Source organism: Nocardia pseudovaccinii NBRC 100343 (assembly GCF_001613225.1).
In the GTDB taxonomy this organism is placed as follows: domain Bacteria; phylum Actinomycetota; class Actinomycetes; order Mycobacteriales; family Mycobacteriaceae; genus Nocardia; species Nocardia pseudovaccinii.
On the sequence record NZ_BDBY01000271.1, the window covers coordinates 1 to 14,878 of the forward strand.

Consider the following 14,878-nt stretch of genomic DNA (forward strand, 5'->3'; position numbering starts at 1 on the left):
CCTACGCCATTCTCGGACGTCGATACCATCCGCGCGTCACCTATGCCGAGGGTGCGCAAAAGCTGCTGCACCAGGTGATTCGCCAGCGCAGGCCGTTGCTCGTCGCGATCGACCACCTCTCCGAATCCGACCCGTACACCGTCGCCGCCGCGGCTTGGCGCAGCGAATTGCGTTCGGTGATCGGGCGGGTTCGGGTGCTGGCCAAGGACGAACTGTTCCTCGACCCCGACCAGCGTCGCAAGATCGACATGATGGGCGGGATCCCGGTATTCCGCGGTAGGGACCACGGCCTGCGGGCGGTGAACGCGGCCGGTCAGCGGATGATGGATATCTGCGCGGAGCGGATGGTGAACGGTGACGGCATCGCGGTCTTTCCGGAGGGCACCTGTAACGATGTCGACCACACCGAGGTGCAGCCGGTGGGCAGCGGGATCGGCCACATCGCATTCCGTGCGATGAAGTTGGGTGCGCAGCCGGTGCTGCTCAGCCTGGGTTTGAGCTATGGGCCGCGACCCGATCCGAGCGTGCCGGTCACCAAGGAGGAGGCCAAGTCGGCCAGCTTCCATTTCGGAGTGCCGATCACCGAGCTGCCGACCAAACCCGCGGAGATCGCCCGGCTGGTGCGCACGGATCTGCAGCAGGCGCTCGACGGAGCTGTCGCCGCGTACTGATCTACAGGGGCAGGCCGAACTTCTGGCGTGCCCACTGCGGAACCGTCGCGATGTACTCCGGTTCCGTTTGGACGAACCGCCGCACCAGCGGACACATCGGCAGAATGCCGAAACCTTCCTGACGTGAGGCGTTCAATGCCGCCTGCACCAGCACCCGGCCGTAATCCCGGCCCGCGTGCCTTGGATCGAACTCGGTGTGTATGAAGGCCCGCTCGGCACCGGTGTCCTGATATTCGGCGTAGCCAGCGATGGCGCCGTCGACGTAGATCTCGAAGCGTTCCAGCGCGAAGTTGTTGCGGACCTCAGTCGACATGGCTCGACGCTACTCCGGTGGGTGTGGATGGCTGTGCACCGCAATACCAATCGCATCCGATCGCCCGCTCGACTTGTCTACCGGTGCCAGGGTGACCAGAATGCCTATGGTCGCGCCGAATCAGCGATGGGCCCGGCGGAGGTACGAAACATGATGAGGACGCCAGGTTTTCCACGAGCGCTGGTCGCTGTCGCGGCCGCGAGCCTGATCAGCGGATCGATCGTGACGGGTTGGGCCGAGGCCGCACCCGCGGCATCCTTCGGCGCCTGCCCGGACTCGTCGGTCACCGAGGGGCGCGGTGTGCAGTGCGCGGTGATCTCCGTCCCGATGAATTACGCCGACCCCGGCGGCGCGCGTATCGAACTCACCGTCAGCCGGATCGCGGCCACCGGCGAGCGTCGCGGCGTCATTGCCGCGAATCCGGGCGGACCGGGCGCGGATGCCCTCGACTACTGGGCTCGCCGGATCGATTCGATGCCTGGCGAACTCACCGAGCATTACGATCGCATCGCGGTGCAGCCGCGCGGACTGCGCTGGGCCACCCCGCTGCGCTGCGATTCCCAGACCATCAGTGCGGCATCGAAATTGGCTGAGGGCGAACAAGTTTCGCTGGGCGGTGGCAACCGCGACGATATCAAGAAGGCCTGCGACGCGGCGTTGCCCGGCTACCTCGACACCATCACCACCGAGAGCACCGCCCGTGATCTGGACGAGGTGCGCGCCGCGCTCGGCGTGGATCGGATCAGTTACCTCGGTACGTCGTATGGCACCTATCTCGGCGCGGTGTACGCGTCGTTGTTCCCGACCCGGGTGGATCGAATGGTGTTGGACTCCAACGTCAATCCCGACTGGGTGTGGACCGAGGAATTCGCTCAGCAGCAGGTCGCCGGTAAGCAGCGACTCGACGATCTGTTCGCCTGGATCGCCGACCACAGCGGCGACTACGGGCTCGGTGATACCGCATTGCAGGTCTACCAGAACTGGGTGCGGCTGGTCGCCGACCAGGGCGGCGGCTGGTACGCCAACCTGACCCCGCCACCCGCGAGCGTCGCCGACCTGCCCGGCGCACTGCCCGAACCGCTCGCCGAAATCGCCCGCGACGGTTTCAACGACAGTGTGGAACAGGCGGGCAAGGTGCAGAACCTGGTGCGCCTGCTGGTCACCGGCGGCGCGTCCGCGCAGGTGCCGCTGGTCGGTGCGACCGCGGTCGCCACCTACACCCGCACGTTCTGGCCGACCTTCGCCAGGGCGATGGCCGACGCCAATATCGATCCGAAGAACGTCCGCCAGCTACTCGCCATCGAGGGCGCGACCAGCACCGATCCCACCGGTCGCTTCGTCTTCTCGGCCATCACCTGCAACGAGAACAATGTGCCCGGCCGCTCCGAGCTGATCGGCTCGGCCATCGCCACCATCGCCACCGGGGGCAATGCCATGGACGCCCGCGCCGATCTGGTCCGCTCCGGAACCGCCTGCGGCAGTTGGAAACCGGTGACCAAGCCGGTGCCGATCACCGGAAAGGATCTGCACACCCGCCCGCTACTGCTACAGAGCCGCTGGGATGCGCTGACCGCATACGCGGGCGGCCCGGCCATGGCGCAGGCGCTCGGCGGATCGCTGATCACGGTCGAGGGCGGCGACCACGGCGCATTCGGCCGCGGCAACACCGCCGTCGACGACGCCGTGATGACGTATCTGCGTACCGGCCAGGTCACCATCGACCACGCCGACCAGGCGCCGTTGCAGTAGGTCATGATTCCTGGGCCAGGCTATGTGGGGCATGGCTACCGGTCACCTACCGGCGATGGACGACGTCGTAGTGCCGTGTGGAGCAGGGCGGGTGGTGTGTCGTGCTTCTCGTCCGGGGCGAGGTCGACGCCGGGCGCGACGATCGCGTCGATCGCATCGAGCACGTCGTCGGAGAGCACGGTGTCGGCGGCGGCGAGTTGCGAATGCAAGTGGTCTATCGTGCGTGGCCCGATGATGGCGCTGGTGACGCCGGGGTGCGCGGTCACGAAACCGAGGGCGAGCTGGATCATTGTCAACCCGGCCTGGTCGGCGACCTTGGCCAGCTGCTCGACGGCATCCAGTTTTGCCCGGTTGATCGGGATGGTGGTGTCGAAGCGTTGCGGCATGAATTTCGAGCGGCTGGTGGTGATGTCTCGACCCGCGCGGATCGCACCCGAGAGCCAACCCGAAGCCAGCGGGCTCCACACCAGCACGCCGAGTCCGTACTGCTCGGTCACCGGCAGCACGTGGGATTCGATGCCGCGCTGCAGGATCGAGTAGCCGGGCTGTTCGGTGACGTAAGGGCGCAGGTGGTTTTCGCGAGCGGCCCACTGGGCCTGCACGATTCGGTACGCGGGAAATGTCGACGAACCGAAGTAGCGAATCTTTCCGGCGCGCTGCAGGTCGGTCAGGGCCGACAGCGTCTCCTCGTCGCTGGTGTTCGGGTCCCATCGATGAATCTGGTACAGATCGACGTGGTCGACGCCCAGCCGACGCAGGCTGTTGTCCAACTCGGTGACCAACCAGCGGCGTGAGCCGCCCTGATGGTTGCGCTCCGCACCCATCGGCATGCTCGCCTTCGTGGCCAGCACGATGTCGTCGCGGCGCTCGGCGATGGCCTTGCCGACCATCTCCTCCGACTCGCCGTCGCTGTACCTATCGGCCGTGTCGATGAGGTTGATCCCGGCCGCCAAGGCGGCATCGACCATCGCGGTGGCCTCGTCCTGGGTGGTGCGCCCGATCCGGCCGAAGTTCATCGCGCCGAGCGCGAGGGTGCTGACCTGCACACCGGTGCGGCCCAAAGTGCGGTACTGCATGAGATGTTCCTCCATGAGAGGCATGAATTGGTTTCGGAACGGCTGTTCTGTCATCCTGAACAAACGGAACCTTGTTCCGAAACCAACATACGGAACGATGTTCCGTTTGACAAGCGCTGTGCCGGAGGTGGTTGACATCGACAGCGGATCGGGGCCGTCAGTCCCGCGAAAACGGGCCGACGCCCTGCGTAACAAGAAGACACTGCTGGACGCGGCCGCCGCGGCTTTCGTCGAGTCCGGCGTCGATGTGCCCGTACGCGATATCGCCGCGCAGGCGGGTGTCGGCATCGGCACGATCTACCGCCACTTCCCGACGCGAGCCGATCTCATCGTCGCCGTGTACCGACACCAAGTCGAGGCATGCGCCGAGGCCGGTTCGGCACTGCTGGCGAGCAGCGACACCCCGCATGCCGCGCTGGGCCAGTGGATCAACCTCTTCGTCGACTTCCTGGTCACCAAGCACGGCCTCGCCGAGGCGCTACAGTCCGGCGATCCCGCCTTCGAGACGCTGCACACCTACTTCCTCGACCGCCTGGTCCCGGTATGCGCCCAACTCCTCGACGCCGCCACCGCAGCAGACGAGATCCGCCCCGACCTGGACCCCTACGAACTCCTCCGCGCCGTCGGCAACCTCTGCATCGGCGAAGGCAATACGCCCCGCTACAACGCCCGCCGCATGGTCGACCTCCTCATCGCAGGCCTGCGCCGCCAGTAAAGAGTTCCGCGTAGCGCCTTCGCGCCGGATCCGACGACCTACCCCCGAAGCCGCGCACAGTGCTGCGAGCTCATGCGATCCGTCGTTGTACGGCTGCGGCGATCGCCTGTGGATACGGTGCCCTCGAGCTGTCGAGGTCCAGCCGAGCTCCCTCTGCGCCGGAGGCGCCTGTTCAGAGCTACGCCACCGGTTCCGGCAGGGACTCGCCCGTCTCCAGCAGGGTCTTGAGGCTGGACAAGATGCTCGGCCAACCACCGCTGATTCCGGCCAGGACCGCGCTGCCGGGCTCGAAACCGTCGTGGATGACAGTCAATTTCACGGTTTCGCCATGGGGTTCGATTTCGAACGTCACCTTCGAGCGGGGCTCGCGCGCCCAGGCCGCCACGTCTTCCGGGTTCATTTCGAAGGTGGTGGCGAAGGCGGGGTCGAAGGTGTGCCAGGTGTAGGAGAGCCGGGTGTAGGGATCTGCCTCCAGGACAACCTGTTCCGGATCCTTGCTGGTCCAATCCCGTTGGTGCCACACCATTTCCGAGCGGGGCTGCCAATCGGTGTCGAAGCTCGCGCCCCAGTAGCGGTTGGTGAAGGCTGGGTCGGTAAGGGCTTGCCAGAGTCGCTCCGGCGTCGTCTTTATGTAGGTGGTGTAGACGAATGTGTTGTCACTCATGGTGTTTGCCTCCAATGCTTGTTTCAGGTCGGCCAGCGCGTGGACGCGGGCGCGGTGGTAGCGGGTGATCCAGCGGTCGGCGATGGCGTTGATGGGTTCGGAATTGAGGTAGTGCAGCTTTTCGCGGCCGCTGCGACGAGTGGTGATCAAGTTGGCGGACTCGAGGACCGCGAGGTGCTTGCTCACCGATTGGCGGGCCATATCCAGTTCGGCGCACAGTTCGCGCAGGGTTTGGCCATTGCGCGCGTTGAGGCTGTCGAGCAGCCTTCTGCGGCTCGGGTCGGCGAGCGCTCGGAAAACCTCGTCCATGCCATCTCCCTCGTGATATGCAGCCTTTCGGCTGCACATTCACACGATAGGCAGCCATTTGGCTGCATGTCAACCGTGAGGTAGGCAAGAAATAGCATTGTCGTGGTGCAATGTAGTAGATATGCTACGAATCATCCCGATCTCACAACGGGAGGATGAGATGACCATGGGTGACGGCGTCGCGCTCGACGTCGAAAAATTGCGGATGCGATACGGCACGACCGACGTCCTGCACGACGTGACATTCCAGGCCCGGCCGGGCGAAGTGCTGGTGCTCCTCGGTCCGAACGGCGCGGGCAAGACCACGACCATCGAAATTCTGGAGGGCTTCCGCATGCGCTCCGCGGGCCGTGTCGAGGTGCTCGGCATGGATCCGGCGCACGGGAACGAAGCCTGGCAGGCGCGACTGGGTGTCGTCCTGCAGTCGTGGCGTGACCATGCCAAATGGCGTGTGCGCGAGCTGCTTTCACACCTGGGCGCCTATTACGCGCCGTACGGCACGGATAAGATCCACCGGCCTTGGGACACAGACGAACTCATTGCCGCCGTCGGACTGACCGAGCAGGCCGACAGCAAGATCGGATCGCTGTCCGGCGGTCAGCGACGTCGCATGGATGTCGCGATCGGCATTGTCGGCCGCCCTGAACTGCTGTTCCTCGACGAACCGACCGCGGGCTTCGACCCGCGGGCCCGCCGCGAATTCCATGATCTGGTCCATCAGCTCGCCGACGACCGGACCACCATCCTGCTCACCACCCACGATCTCGACGAGGCCGAGAAGCTCGCCGACCGCATCATGATCCTGGCCGGTGGCCGGATCATCGCCGACGGCTCGGCCGACGAACTGTCGCGCCGCATCGCGGGCGAGGCCGAAATCCGTTGGACCCACGATGGACAACGGTTCGTGCACACCACCGCGGAGTCGACCGAATTCGTCTACGAACTGTTCAAGCAGCACGGCGACGAGATCGGCGAGCTCGAGGTGCGCCGCGCCTCGCTGGAGGACACATATATGGCGCTGGTGCGGCAGTACGAGTCCGGCCGGCTCGAAACCGAGGTCCATTCCCTCGAGGAGGTCGCGCGATGAATCCGATCGATGCCGCCGTGCGGGCCGGAACCCGGCGCGGACTGATCGAAATACGGCAATCGCTCACTAATGTGCAGGACCTGTGGGGCATGCTCTTCTGGCCGGTCGCCATGGTCATCGTGCTGTTCTTCATGCGCGACGCGACCTTCGAGGCGAGCGGCTTCGCACTCGGTTCACTGGCCCTGCCGAGCATCCTCGGCATGCTCGTCGCCTTCAACGGCATGTTCGGCATTGCCCAGATGCTGACCCTGGAACGCGAAGACGGAACACTGTTGCGCGCCAAGGCAACTCCGAACGGCATGGTCGGCTACCTGATCGGCAAGATCGTCACGACCGCGGGCTGGGTGGTCATCCCTTTCCTGATCGTGCTGATTCCAGGGCTGTTCCTGGTCGATGGCACGGCAATGGGCAGCATCGGTTCCTGGCTGGGTCTGATCGGCGTCGTCGCGATCGGCATGCTCGCGACCATGCCGATCGGCGCGGTGCTCGGATCGCTGTTCAGCAATCCGCGCAATATCGGCTTCGTCTCGCTGCCGATCATGGGCATCGTGGCGATCTCCGGCGTCTTCTACCCGATCACCTCGATGCCCGGCTGGCTGCAGGGCGTCGCGCAGGTGTTCCCCGTCTACTGGGTCGGGCTCGGCATGCGTTCGACGATGCTGCCGGGCGATGCGGTCGCCATCGAGCTCGGCCAGTCCTGGCGGCATCTGGAAACCATTGCCGTGCTGGGTGTCTGGGCGGTTGCGGGGCTGCTGCTCGCGCCGATCGTGCTGCGTAGGATGGCACGTCGCGAGTCCGGGTCGAACGTGGCGGCGCGCCGCGAGAAGGCGATTCAGCGTGCCTACTGAGGTCATCTACAACCGCATCGCCATGTTGCGGGCCGAGCGCGGCATCTCCCGGCGGGAGCTTGCCGAAGCGCTCGGCGTGCACTATCAGACGATCGGTTACCTCGAACGCGGCGAATACAGCCCGAGCCTGCATCTGGCGTTGCGGATCGCGGCGTATTTCGAGGTCGCGGTGGAGGTGATCTTCTCGACCACCCCGTTCCCGCGCCTCGGCTCCGTCGATTCGGCGCGTGCCGCCGGGGACTGAGACTTACCGCCGCCCGGCGAACAGCTGATACACCGGAACCGGCTGCCCCGCCTCCTCGCTGGCCGCGATCGCGCGCCGCCACAGGCCCTGCGCCGCGTGCGACAGCGTCGCGTCGACACCGACCTCCGCGCTGGCATCGATGATGTGCTGCGCCCCGGCATCCATCATCTTCAGACTCGCCAGGGTGCCCCAGCCACCCGCCTTCGCGGCGGCCGCGAAATCCTCGATGAAATACGGGTACGCGCCGGTCGCGCGCAGCGCGAAGGGCACGAACTGGTCGATGCTGTGGCCGGACTTCTCGATCACCGCGAGCGCCTGATCGAACGCGAGCATCCAGGGATGGAAAATGATCAAACCGGCCTGGTAGAAGACCTGCGCGAGACCGTCATCCGCACCGAGGTATTCCTGCGGGCTCAGCGGTCGCAGCAGTTCGGCGTGCGCGTCGAAGACCTCTTTCGGACCGCTGTAGAAGATGAACGATGACGGATGAGCGATATTGTCGCCCGCAGACATGACGCCGCCGGAAATGAATTCCGCCCCGTGCGAACGCACCCACTCGGCACCCTTGCGCGCCTTCTCCGGTGAATCCGAGGACAGATTGGCGATCACCTTGCCCGGCAAATGGTCGGTGGCCTGGCCCAATACGTCGTACATGGCGGCGTAGTGGGTGAGGCTGAGCACGGTCACGGCATTGGCGTCCAACGCTTCGGCGACCGTCGCGGCCCGCTTCGCGCCGAGTTCGACCATGGCGTCGACCTTTTCGGTACTGCGATTCCAGACCGTCACCTCGATACCGGCGTCCAGAAAGGCCCGGACCATGGCCTGGCCCATCGGACCGAGGCCGACCACGGAGACGGAGCCAGCGGTGTTCTGCTCGGACATATTGTGTCCCTTCGGTTCTCGTTTCGATTGTGTCGGCGCCGAGTTCCATGGTCGTTGTCGCAGGTAGCGTCGGGAAGACCGAACGTTCAGGTGTGGTTGCTTACCTCGAGGTTCGAATTCAGGTCAGAAGGAGTGCGGTGGGCATGAGCAGTGATGCGGATCACGACGTGTGCGGCATGTCGGTGGCGATCGACGTCGTCGGCGGCAAATGGAAGCTGCACCTGATGTGGGTACTCGCCGCGGGTCCACAGCGCTTCGGTCGGATACGCAAGCTGCTCACCGGCGTCAGCGAGAAGGTGCTCGCGGAAAATCTGCGGCACCTGGAGGCCAGCGGTGTGGTGCACCGCGAGGTCTTCCCCGAAGTCCCGCCGCGCGTCGAATACTCGCTCACGCCGCTGGGCGAAGAACTCGAAATCGCCCTGCGCCCGCTCGAAGCCTGGGGCGATAAGCACCGCGACGAACTGCTCGGCAATCTGCTTGCCGCGGCGGGCTAGACGTTCACAGGTTGTCGGCGCCTATTCGTTCGCCGACGCGAGCGAGGAGCTGTGCCGCATCGGCGATCGAGCGGGCGGGGTCCGGTTCCAGATCGGCCAGGGCATAGCAGGCGGTGAAGCCTGCCGCTCGGATCTCATCGCGCGTCAAATGCGTTCGGCCGACGGCGGCAACCACCGGGACGCCCGCCTTGCGCGCCGCCTCGCAGACACCGATGGGCGCCTTGCCGTGCAGGCTCTGGGTATCGAGGGCCCCCTCGCCGGTGACGACCAGGGTGGCTCCATCGAGAAGTGTTGGGAAATCGAGGAGTTCGAGTACGACCTCGATGCCGCTGCGGACCTGCGCGCCGAGCACTGCGAGTGCGCCGAATCCGGTGCCGCCCGCCGCACCCGCACCTGGCGCCTCCGCGAATTCCGGTGCGACGACGGTGGCCCAATTCGTCAGTGCCGCTTCGAGAATCGACAGATCCGACGGTGTCGCACCCTTTTGCGGCGCATAGACGGCGACCGCGCCGGTTGGGCCGAGTAGTGGGTTGTCCACATCGCAGGCCAGGGTGAAGGTCGCGGTCGCGGTCCGTGGATGCAATCCGGTGCGATCCAGTCGCGCGGCATGCGCCAAAGCCGCTCCGCCTGTGGATAATTCAGCGTCATCGGCATCCAGGATCCGGGCACCGAGAGCCTGCAGCATGCCCGCCCCGCCATCGGTGGAGGCGCTGCCGCCCAAGCCGAGGACGATATCGGTTACCCCTCGATCCAGCGCATGAGCGATGACGACACCGAGTCCGTAGGTATCCGCGCCGAGTGGATCACGTTGTCCCCCTGGTAGTTTCGTCAGTCCGACCGCCGCGGCCAATTCGATCACGGCCGTGGTTCCGTGTACCGCATAGGCGGCGGTATCGGGTGCGCCGGTTGGTCCGGGCGCATCGACCTCGATCCGCTCCCAGCCCGCGGCCACGAATGCGTCGACGGTGCCGTCGCCGCCGTCCGCGACCGGCACCTGCCGGAGCTCGACCTCCGGCACGGCGCGCGTGATGCCCGCGGCCAGGGCGGCCGCGACCTCGGGGGCGGTCAGCGAGCCCTTGAATTTGTCCGGGGCGAGCACCACCCGGGGCGCGGATGTCATCTGCACATTCTCGGCGGTGGTTCCGGAGGGCGCACGTCGGGGAGTGCGGTAGTCGGGTCCGGCGGCGCTTCGGCACTGACTCCATTCGTCTCGGGCGCGCTAAGGGACATGATCGGTCGGTCTCCGGAGTGCGGTCCTTCAGCACCTCGCGCGGGCTCGGCAAATGGGCATGTTGACTTCGGTTCCCGGTCGCGCAGGAAGGTGGGTCACGGACAGGACGGCAAAGATCCTCACTCAGAATGCGCCCGAACGACGGTAGGCCCCGGCGAAAAACCGGGGCCTACATATACGGACGGGCGTTCGACACCCTTGCTCGGCGGTCAGTCACGGGCGAAGCGGCGCGAAAGCTGATCGGGGTGGCGCTCGAAAAACGACGCGGACGGCCTCCGGAATGACGAACCGGGGGGCTATCGGCGTGATTGTCCGTACACGATCGTTCACGCGGGTTCGGTGGTTCCGTTGTGATCACGAGTGTGTGGCTGATCGCCTTTAGACGCCCAAATAAAAGGAGAGCAGTGCTCTTGACTTGATGAGATTTCGTGTGGAACACTGATCTCAACAGAGAGCAGTGCTCACAAAGGAGTAGGAAATGAACGCCAGCACCCGCTACCTCGCCCCGACCGGCATGGACCCGATCATGAACAAGATTGCCAACTGGCTGCCTCGCCTCGGCATCAGCGTCATGGGGTCGCGGCTGTTGGCTGTGCGCGGACGCAAGAGTGGCGAATGGCGCACCACCATGGTCAATCTGATGACCGATACCGATGGCACGCGCTACCTGGTCGCGCCGCGCGGCCACACCCAGTGGGTGCGGAACCTGCGCGTCGCTGGCGATGGTGAACTGCGGCTGGGCCGCAAGGTCGAGGTGTTCACCGCGACCGAAGTGGCCGACGCGGACAAGGTGCCGCTGCTGCGCCTCTACCTGCAGAAGTGGGGCTGGGAGGTCGGCAAATTCTTCGAGGGTGTCACCAAGGACGCCACCGATGCGGAATTGGCCGAGATCGCCCCGGGCTTTCCGGTCTTCCGACTCGCCTAGTGTGACAAGCCGATCCGGTCAGCCGACCCTTTCGAGCGACCTGCAAGCAGTCGCTAGCGGTGGATCAGGAATTCGATGGCCGCGGCATAACCCTGAATCCCCATCCCCGCCACCACCGCGGTGGCGATGGGGGAGATGTAGGAGTGATGCCGGAACTCCTCGCGTGCATGCACATTGCTGATGTGCACCTCGACGATCGGGAGTTCCGGAATCACCAGCGCATCACGCAGTGCGACCGAAGTGTGCGTGAGCCCACCGGGATTGATGACAATCCCGGACTCGACGCCGCGCGCCCGGTGGATCCGATCGATCAGCGCTCCTTCGGAATTCGACTGGAACGCATCGACCTCGCGGCCGTACCGGGCGGCGGTTTGTCGGCACAATTGGACGACATCATCGAGCGTGGCCGACCCGTAGACCTCCGGCTGGCGGGTGCCGAGCATATTGAGGTTCGGGCCGTTGAGAACCAGGATCGGGCCAGGTGTCGACATGGCTTAGACACTAGCCCGCCCTTTTCAGAGTCCCTGCGGACCTTCCGACCGCAGGTCGTCCACCTTCCGCATGGCGGTGCGCAACTCCTCGAGCCAGGCCTCGGCATGTTTGCCCGCCAACTTCACCGTCCACGCCAGCGCGTCCGCGCGCGAGCGCGCCACACCGGAATCGACCAGCGTGTCGAGTACCTTGCGCTCCGGCTGCCGCAGTCGTGTCATCACTGGAACCGCCAAGTGCGTGAACATAATTCGTTCGCCGTCTACCGAGACGCCCCACGCGACGCTGCGTCCGTAACGGCGCTGGGCCTCGTTCGCGATCTGCATGCGGGCCGGGCGGGTGGTCTCGCGGAAGCGGGCGACCGCGCCCTCCTTCGTCGCGGCCGGGACCTCCTCGGCGGGAGTGTCTTCCTTTTCCGATACCGGGGCCGGGAGCTCACCGATAACCACGATCTCGTCCCGGTCGATTTCGATGACGGGCTGCCCGGCGAACCAGTCGCTTGGCAACCTTCCGGCGAACCAGTCCGGGGCGTCCGCGGGATCCGGTAGATCGGCCTGCTGCCAGCCGCCCGGTCGTCCGAAGCCTCGTCCCCGATGCTCGTGCCTCATTGGGATTCACCTACTTACTGTGGTGCCTATATTTCATTGATTACAAGATTACGTCGCAAAGAGCGCGCGTGGTTCCGCTCTGTGCGAACGGTTTCGGCCACCGGCCGTGCGGGTACGCCAGATTAAGGTGTGTGCTGGTCAACGAGGCCCTGCGCGATCGAAACGCGGACGCGGGCCGCCGAAACGCCGACGTGGGCCGTTTTCTGACAAGTTCGTGTTCCGGCCGGTACGGTTGCGGCGCCGGGTGTCGCAACGGGACCGGGGAACGTCCATGATCGACCAGCCGAAGCACGGGCTTCGGGAACAATCGGAGATACTGAGCATGGGTAACGTCCGGCCGGTGCGGCACGGTGGGCAGCTAATTTCAGGTACGGTGGTCTTGTTACTGGAGTGACAAGAGTAAAGAGTGGGCGACATGGATGTGTGGGGATCCCGCCGCTATCGCGTCCGGGGCGCAATCGCACTCTCGGGGGTGGTGGCGCTGGCTATCGCAATTGGGGCTTGTGGTTCGGATGCGAAGCGCAATGAGGCCGAGTACGTCGTTGATCGCTTCACCCAACTGCTCGACGAGCAGAACTACGCCAAGGCCGCGGAGCTCACCTCTTATCCCACGGCCGCATCCGCAACACTGAAACAGATGTTCGCCGGATTGCAGCCGGGCAAGGTCGACTACCAGAAAACCCAGTTCATCGACCTGGACCGCGAGGCGGGCCTGTTCAGCATGGATGTCGCCTGGAACTTCGGCGAGAACAAGACCTGGAAATACAGCCTGCAGGGCAACGTGCGGAAGTTGGCGATCGGCTGGCGCATCTCCTGGGATCCCGCCGTCGTCATGCCGCAGCTGGACCACAACCGCACGGTCCGGCTCGTGCGCACCGTGCCGAACCCGCCGCCGCGGGTCAAGGACATCGTCGGCGACGCGCTGATGACCGAGCAGGTCATCAATGTGGTCAAACTCGATCCCGCCAAGACGACCGATCCGGTGGCCTCGACCGATGCGCTGGCCAAGGCCATCGAACCGGTCGCCCCGCTGATCACCGGACCGTCGCTGATGCAGCAGCTGTCGACTTCGCAGGGCAAGCCGATCATCGCGGTGAATCTGCGTGAACCCGATTTCGCGATCCTGGAATCCGCGCTGGCCCGGGTGCCCGGTGTCGTCACGGAGAAGCAGCCGCGGCTGATCTCCGCCGACCGCCGGACCTGGTCGCCGATGCTGGACGCGCTGCGCAAGGTGTGGCAGGACAGCCAGGATCTGCACTCCGGTTGGGGCGTGCAGATTTTCGAACAGGATGGACGTTTCGTCGGCCAGATCGCCGGTTACCAGGGCCCGCCCGGACCGGATATCGCGGCCACCATGGATCAGCGCCTGCAGCGCGCCGCCGAGGACGCGGTGGTGAGCGTCGGGACGCCCGCCTCGATCGTGGCGATCCAGCCGTCCAGCGGCGCGGTCGTGGCGGTGGCGCAGAATACGCAGGCCAGTGAGCACGGTTCGGTCGCGTTCACCGGGCTGTATCCGGTCGGCACCAATATCGATCTTTTCCGCAATGTCGCCTCGGTGCTGAAGAACAAGGCGCCACAGGATATCTCGGTGCAGGATGCGGCCGAATCCGCGCCGAATCTCGGCGTCGGCGTCGACTACAAGGTGCCGGGACTGGACGAGGTGACGGGCCGGGTCGCGATCGCGGGCCGCAGTGCCGAGCAGGTGCGCCAGGGTGGTGGTACGGATGCGGTGCTGGCCAGCCCATTCGGCATGGCGATCGCCGCGGCCGCGATCGCGCGCGGGCAGGTGCCGCCGCCGATGATCGAGGCCGGACACCCGAGCGCCACGGACGCGCAGGTCCCCGAGATGTCACCGGAACTCACCGATCGGCTGCGCGCGATGTTGCGCGACGGCGCGGGCCGACCGGAGTTCGCGCCGCTGCGGCCCTACCGCGATGTCATCGGTTTCATGGCAACCGCGGGCCATGACGGTTGGCTCATCGTGAATGCCGGGGATCTGGCCCTCGCGATTCACATCAATGACGCCGACAGCGGCGACGCGACCGCGCGGATGGCGGCCAGGTTGTTCCAATCGCTGGCCCATCCGGAACCGTGATCAGTTGATGGCCTTGATGGCCGCGCGCCAGCCGAGCAGGAACAGCGCGAGCACACACGCCGCGACGATGATGAAACTGAATGCCGTGCCCTGACCGCTGATCACGCGCAGCAGCATGCCGCCGCAGAGAGTGCCGAGCCAGACCAGAACTCCAGCGGGCCACAGGGCGGTTCCGTCGACGTGCCCCTTTACCCGGCTGGCCACGGCGGCCGCGAGCACCCAGCCGATCGCCAGCCCGATCGCGAAGGGCCACACTGTCTTCAGCAGTCCGGTGAGTACTGCCTCGTCATGGCTGCGCCGCCCGATCGCGCAGAACAAGATCACCAGCAGTGCGTCCACCACCAACGGCACCAGTTTTCTCACGCTGGCCAGCGTAGTAGTTGCCCGCATCCGTCGCCGCGACGCGACACCTGCGGCTGCTGAGCCACCAGGTCTCACCAGGCGCACATTCCCGACCACCACGGAGCGAGTCTTACGA

17 protein-coding genes are annotated in these 14,878 nt (G+C 65.6%); 9 read left to right on the forward strand and 8 right to left on the reverse strand.

Annotated features, from left to right (window positions below; all coding sequences use genetic code 11):
• Positions 1-671: lysophospholipid acyltransferase family protein (locus NP3_RS33530; protein WP_063045762.1), on the forward strand; the 671-nt coding region annotated here is incomplete at its 5' end.
• 1 nt (position 672) lies between these two features.
• On the opposite strand, the gene NP3_RS33535 is transcribed toward NP3_RS33530, so the two are convergent.
• On the reverse strand, positions 673-984 hold the full coding sequence (locus NP3_RS33535) for a GNAT family N-acetyltransferase (protein ID WP_063045763.1): 312 nt from the start codon (positions 982-984) through the stop codon (positions 673-675).
• 150 nt (positions 985-1,134) lie between these two features.
• Here NP3_RS33535 and NP3_RS33540 point away from each other — a divergent pair, with 150 nt between their 5' ends.
• Positions 1,135-2,733 carry an alpha/beta hydrolase gene (locus tag NP3_RS33540; RefSeq protein WP_063045774.1) on the forward strand — a complete coding sequence of 533 codons (1,599 nt, stop codon included), beginning with the start codon at positions 1,135-1,137 and terminating at the stop codon, positions 2,731-2,733.
• Between the two features lie 35 nt (positions 2,734-2,768).
• Here NP3_RS33540 and NP3_RS33545 read toward each other — a convergent pair whose 3' ends face one another.
• Positions 2,769-3,809 (reverse strand): aldo/keto reductase, encoded by a 1,041-nt coding sequence (locus NP3_RS33545; protein ID WP_063045775.1) that lies wholly within the window; start codon positions 3,807-3,809, stop codon positions 2,769-2,771.
• A 106-nt stretch (positions 3,810-3,915) separates the two neighbouring features.
• On the opposite strand from NP3_RS33545, the gene NP3_RS33550 reads away from it, so the two are divergent.
• Positions 3,916-4,524, forward strand: a complete 609-nt coding sequence (locus tag NP3_RS33550) for a TetR/AcrR family transcriptional regulator (RefSeq protein WP_373864801.1) — start codon at positions 3,916-3,918, stop codon at positions 4,522-4,524.
• Positions 4,525-4,702: 178 nt separating this feature from the next.
• Here NP3_RS33550 and NP3_RS33555 read toward each other — a convergent pair whose 3' ends face one another.
• Positions 4,703-5,497: an ArsR/SmtB family transcription factor gene (locus NP3_RS33555; protein WP_063045764.1), complete on the reverse strand. Its 795-nt coding sequence runs from the start codon at positions 5,495-5,497 to the stop codon at positions 4,703-4,705.
• Between the two features lie 160 nt (positions 5,498-5,657).
• Between NP3_RS33555 and NP3_RS33560 the strand changes: the two genes are divergently transcribed.
• The 3 genes from NP3_RS33560 to NP3_RS33570 are packed head-to-tail and all read left to right on the forward strand — an operon-like array spanning position 5,658 to position 7,676.
• Positions 5,658-6,584, forward strand: a complete 927-nt coding sequence (locus NP3_RS33560) for an ABC transporter ATP-binding protein (protein ID WP_063045778.1) — start codon at positions 5,658-5,660, stop codon at positions 6,582-6,584.
• Positions 6,581-7,432, forward strand: a complete 852-nt coding sequence (locus tag NP3_RS33565) for an ABC transporter permease (protein WP_063045765.1) — start codon at positions 6,581-6,583, stop codon at positions 7,430-7,432. The genes NP3_RS33560 and NP3_RS33565 overlap by 4 nt, the downstream gene beginning before the upstream one ends.
• Positions 7,422-7,676 (forward strand): helix-turn-helix transcriptional regulator, encoded by a 255-nt coding sequence (locus tag NP3_RS33570; protein WP_084509363.1) that lies wholly within the window; start codon positions 7,422-7,424, stop codon positions 7,674-7,676. Before NP3_RS33565 ends, NP3_RS33570 begins: the two co-directional genes overlap by 11 nt.
• Before the next feature lie 3 nt (positions 7,677-7,679).
• On the opposite strand, the gene NP3_RS33575 is transcribed toward NP3_RS33570, so the two are convergent.
• Complete coding sequence (locus NP3_RS33575; protein ID WP_063045766.1) at positions 7,680-8,558, reverse strand: NAD(P)-dependent oxidoreductase; 879 nt, start codon at positions 8,556-8,558, stop codon at positions 7,680-7,682.
• A 143-nt stretch (positions 8,559-8,701) separates the two neighbouring features.
• Here NP3_RS33575 and NP3_RS33580 point away from each other — a divergent pair, with 143 nt between their 5' ends.
• On the forward strand, positions 8,702-9,052 hold the full coding sequence (locus NP3_RS33580) for a winged helix-turn-helix transcriptional regulator (protein WP_063045767.1): 351 nt from the start codon (positions 8,702-8,704) through the stop codon (positions 9,050-9,052).
• A gap of 4 nt (positions 9,053-9,056) precedes the next feature.
• Here NP3_RS33580 and NP3_RS33585 read toward each other — a convergent pair whose 3' ends face one another.
• Entirely contained in the window at positions 9,057-10,172 is a 1,116-nt protein-coding gene (locus tag NP3_RS33585; protein WP_063045768.1) for a glycerate kinase, read from the reverse strand.
• A 589-nt stretch (positions 10,173-10,761) separates the two neighbouring features.
• Between NP3_RS33585 and NP3_RS33590 the strand changes: the two genes are divergently transcribed.
• Positions 10,762-11,208 carry a nitroreductase family deazaflavin-dependent oxidoreductase gene (locus tag NP3_RS33590; protein WP_063045769.1) on the forward strand — a complete coding sequence of 149 codons (447 nt, stop codon included), beginning with the start codon at positions 10,762-10,764 and terminating at the stop codon, positions 11,206-11,208.
• A 53-nt stretch (positions 11,209-11,261) separates the two neighbouring features.
• Here NP3_RS33590 and aroQ read toward each other — a convergent pair whose 3' ends face one another.
• Together aroQ and abmR are read right to left on the reverse strand one after the other, a co-directional pair.
• Positions 11,262-11,699: a type II 3-dehydroquinate dehydratase gene (aroQ, locus tag NP3_RS33595; RefSeq protein ID WP_063045770.1), complete on the reverse strand. Its 438-nt coding sequence runs from the start codon at positions 11,697-11,699 to the stop codon at positions 11,262-11,264.
• A gap of 24 nt (positions 11,700-11,723) precedes the next feature.
• Positions 11,724-12,305, reverse strand: a complete 582-nt coding sequence (gene abmR / locus NP3_RS33600) for an ATP-binding transcription factor AbmR (RefSeq protein ID WP_063045771.1) — start codon at positions 12,303-12,305, stop codon at positions 11,724-11,726.
• 415 nt (positions 12,306-12,720) lie between these two features.
• On the opposite strand from abmR, the gene NP3_RS33605 reads away from it, so the two are divergent.
• Positions 12,721-14,400: an NTF2-like N-terminal transpeptidase domain-containing protein gene (locus NP3_RS33605; protein WP_063045772.1), complete on the forward strand. Its 1,680-nt coding sequence runs from the start codon at positions 12,721-12,723 to the stop codon at positions 14,398-14,400.
• Here NP3_RS33605 and NP3_RS33610 read toward each other — a convergent pair whose 3' ends face one another.
• Positions 14,401-14,790: a DUF3054 domain-containing protein gene (locus tag NP3_RS33610; RefSeq protein WP_373864802.1), complete on the reverse strand. Its 390-nt coding sequence runs from the start codon at positions 14,788-14,790 to the stop codon at positions 14,401-14,403. It abuts the gene before it with no gap.
• Positions 14,791-14,878: the final 88 nt, after the last annotated feature.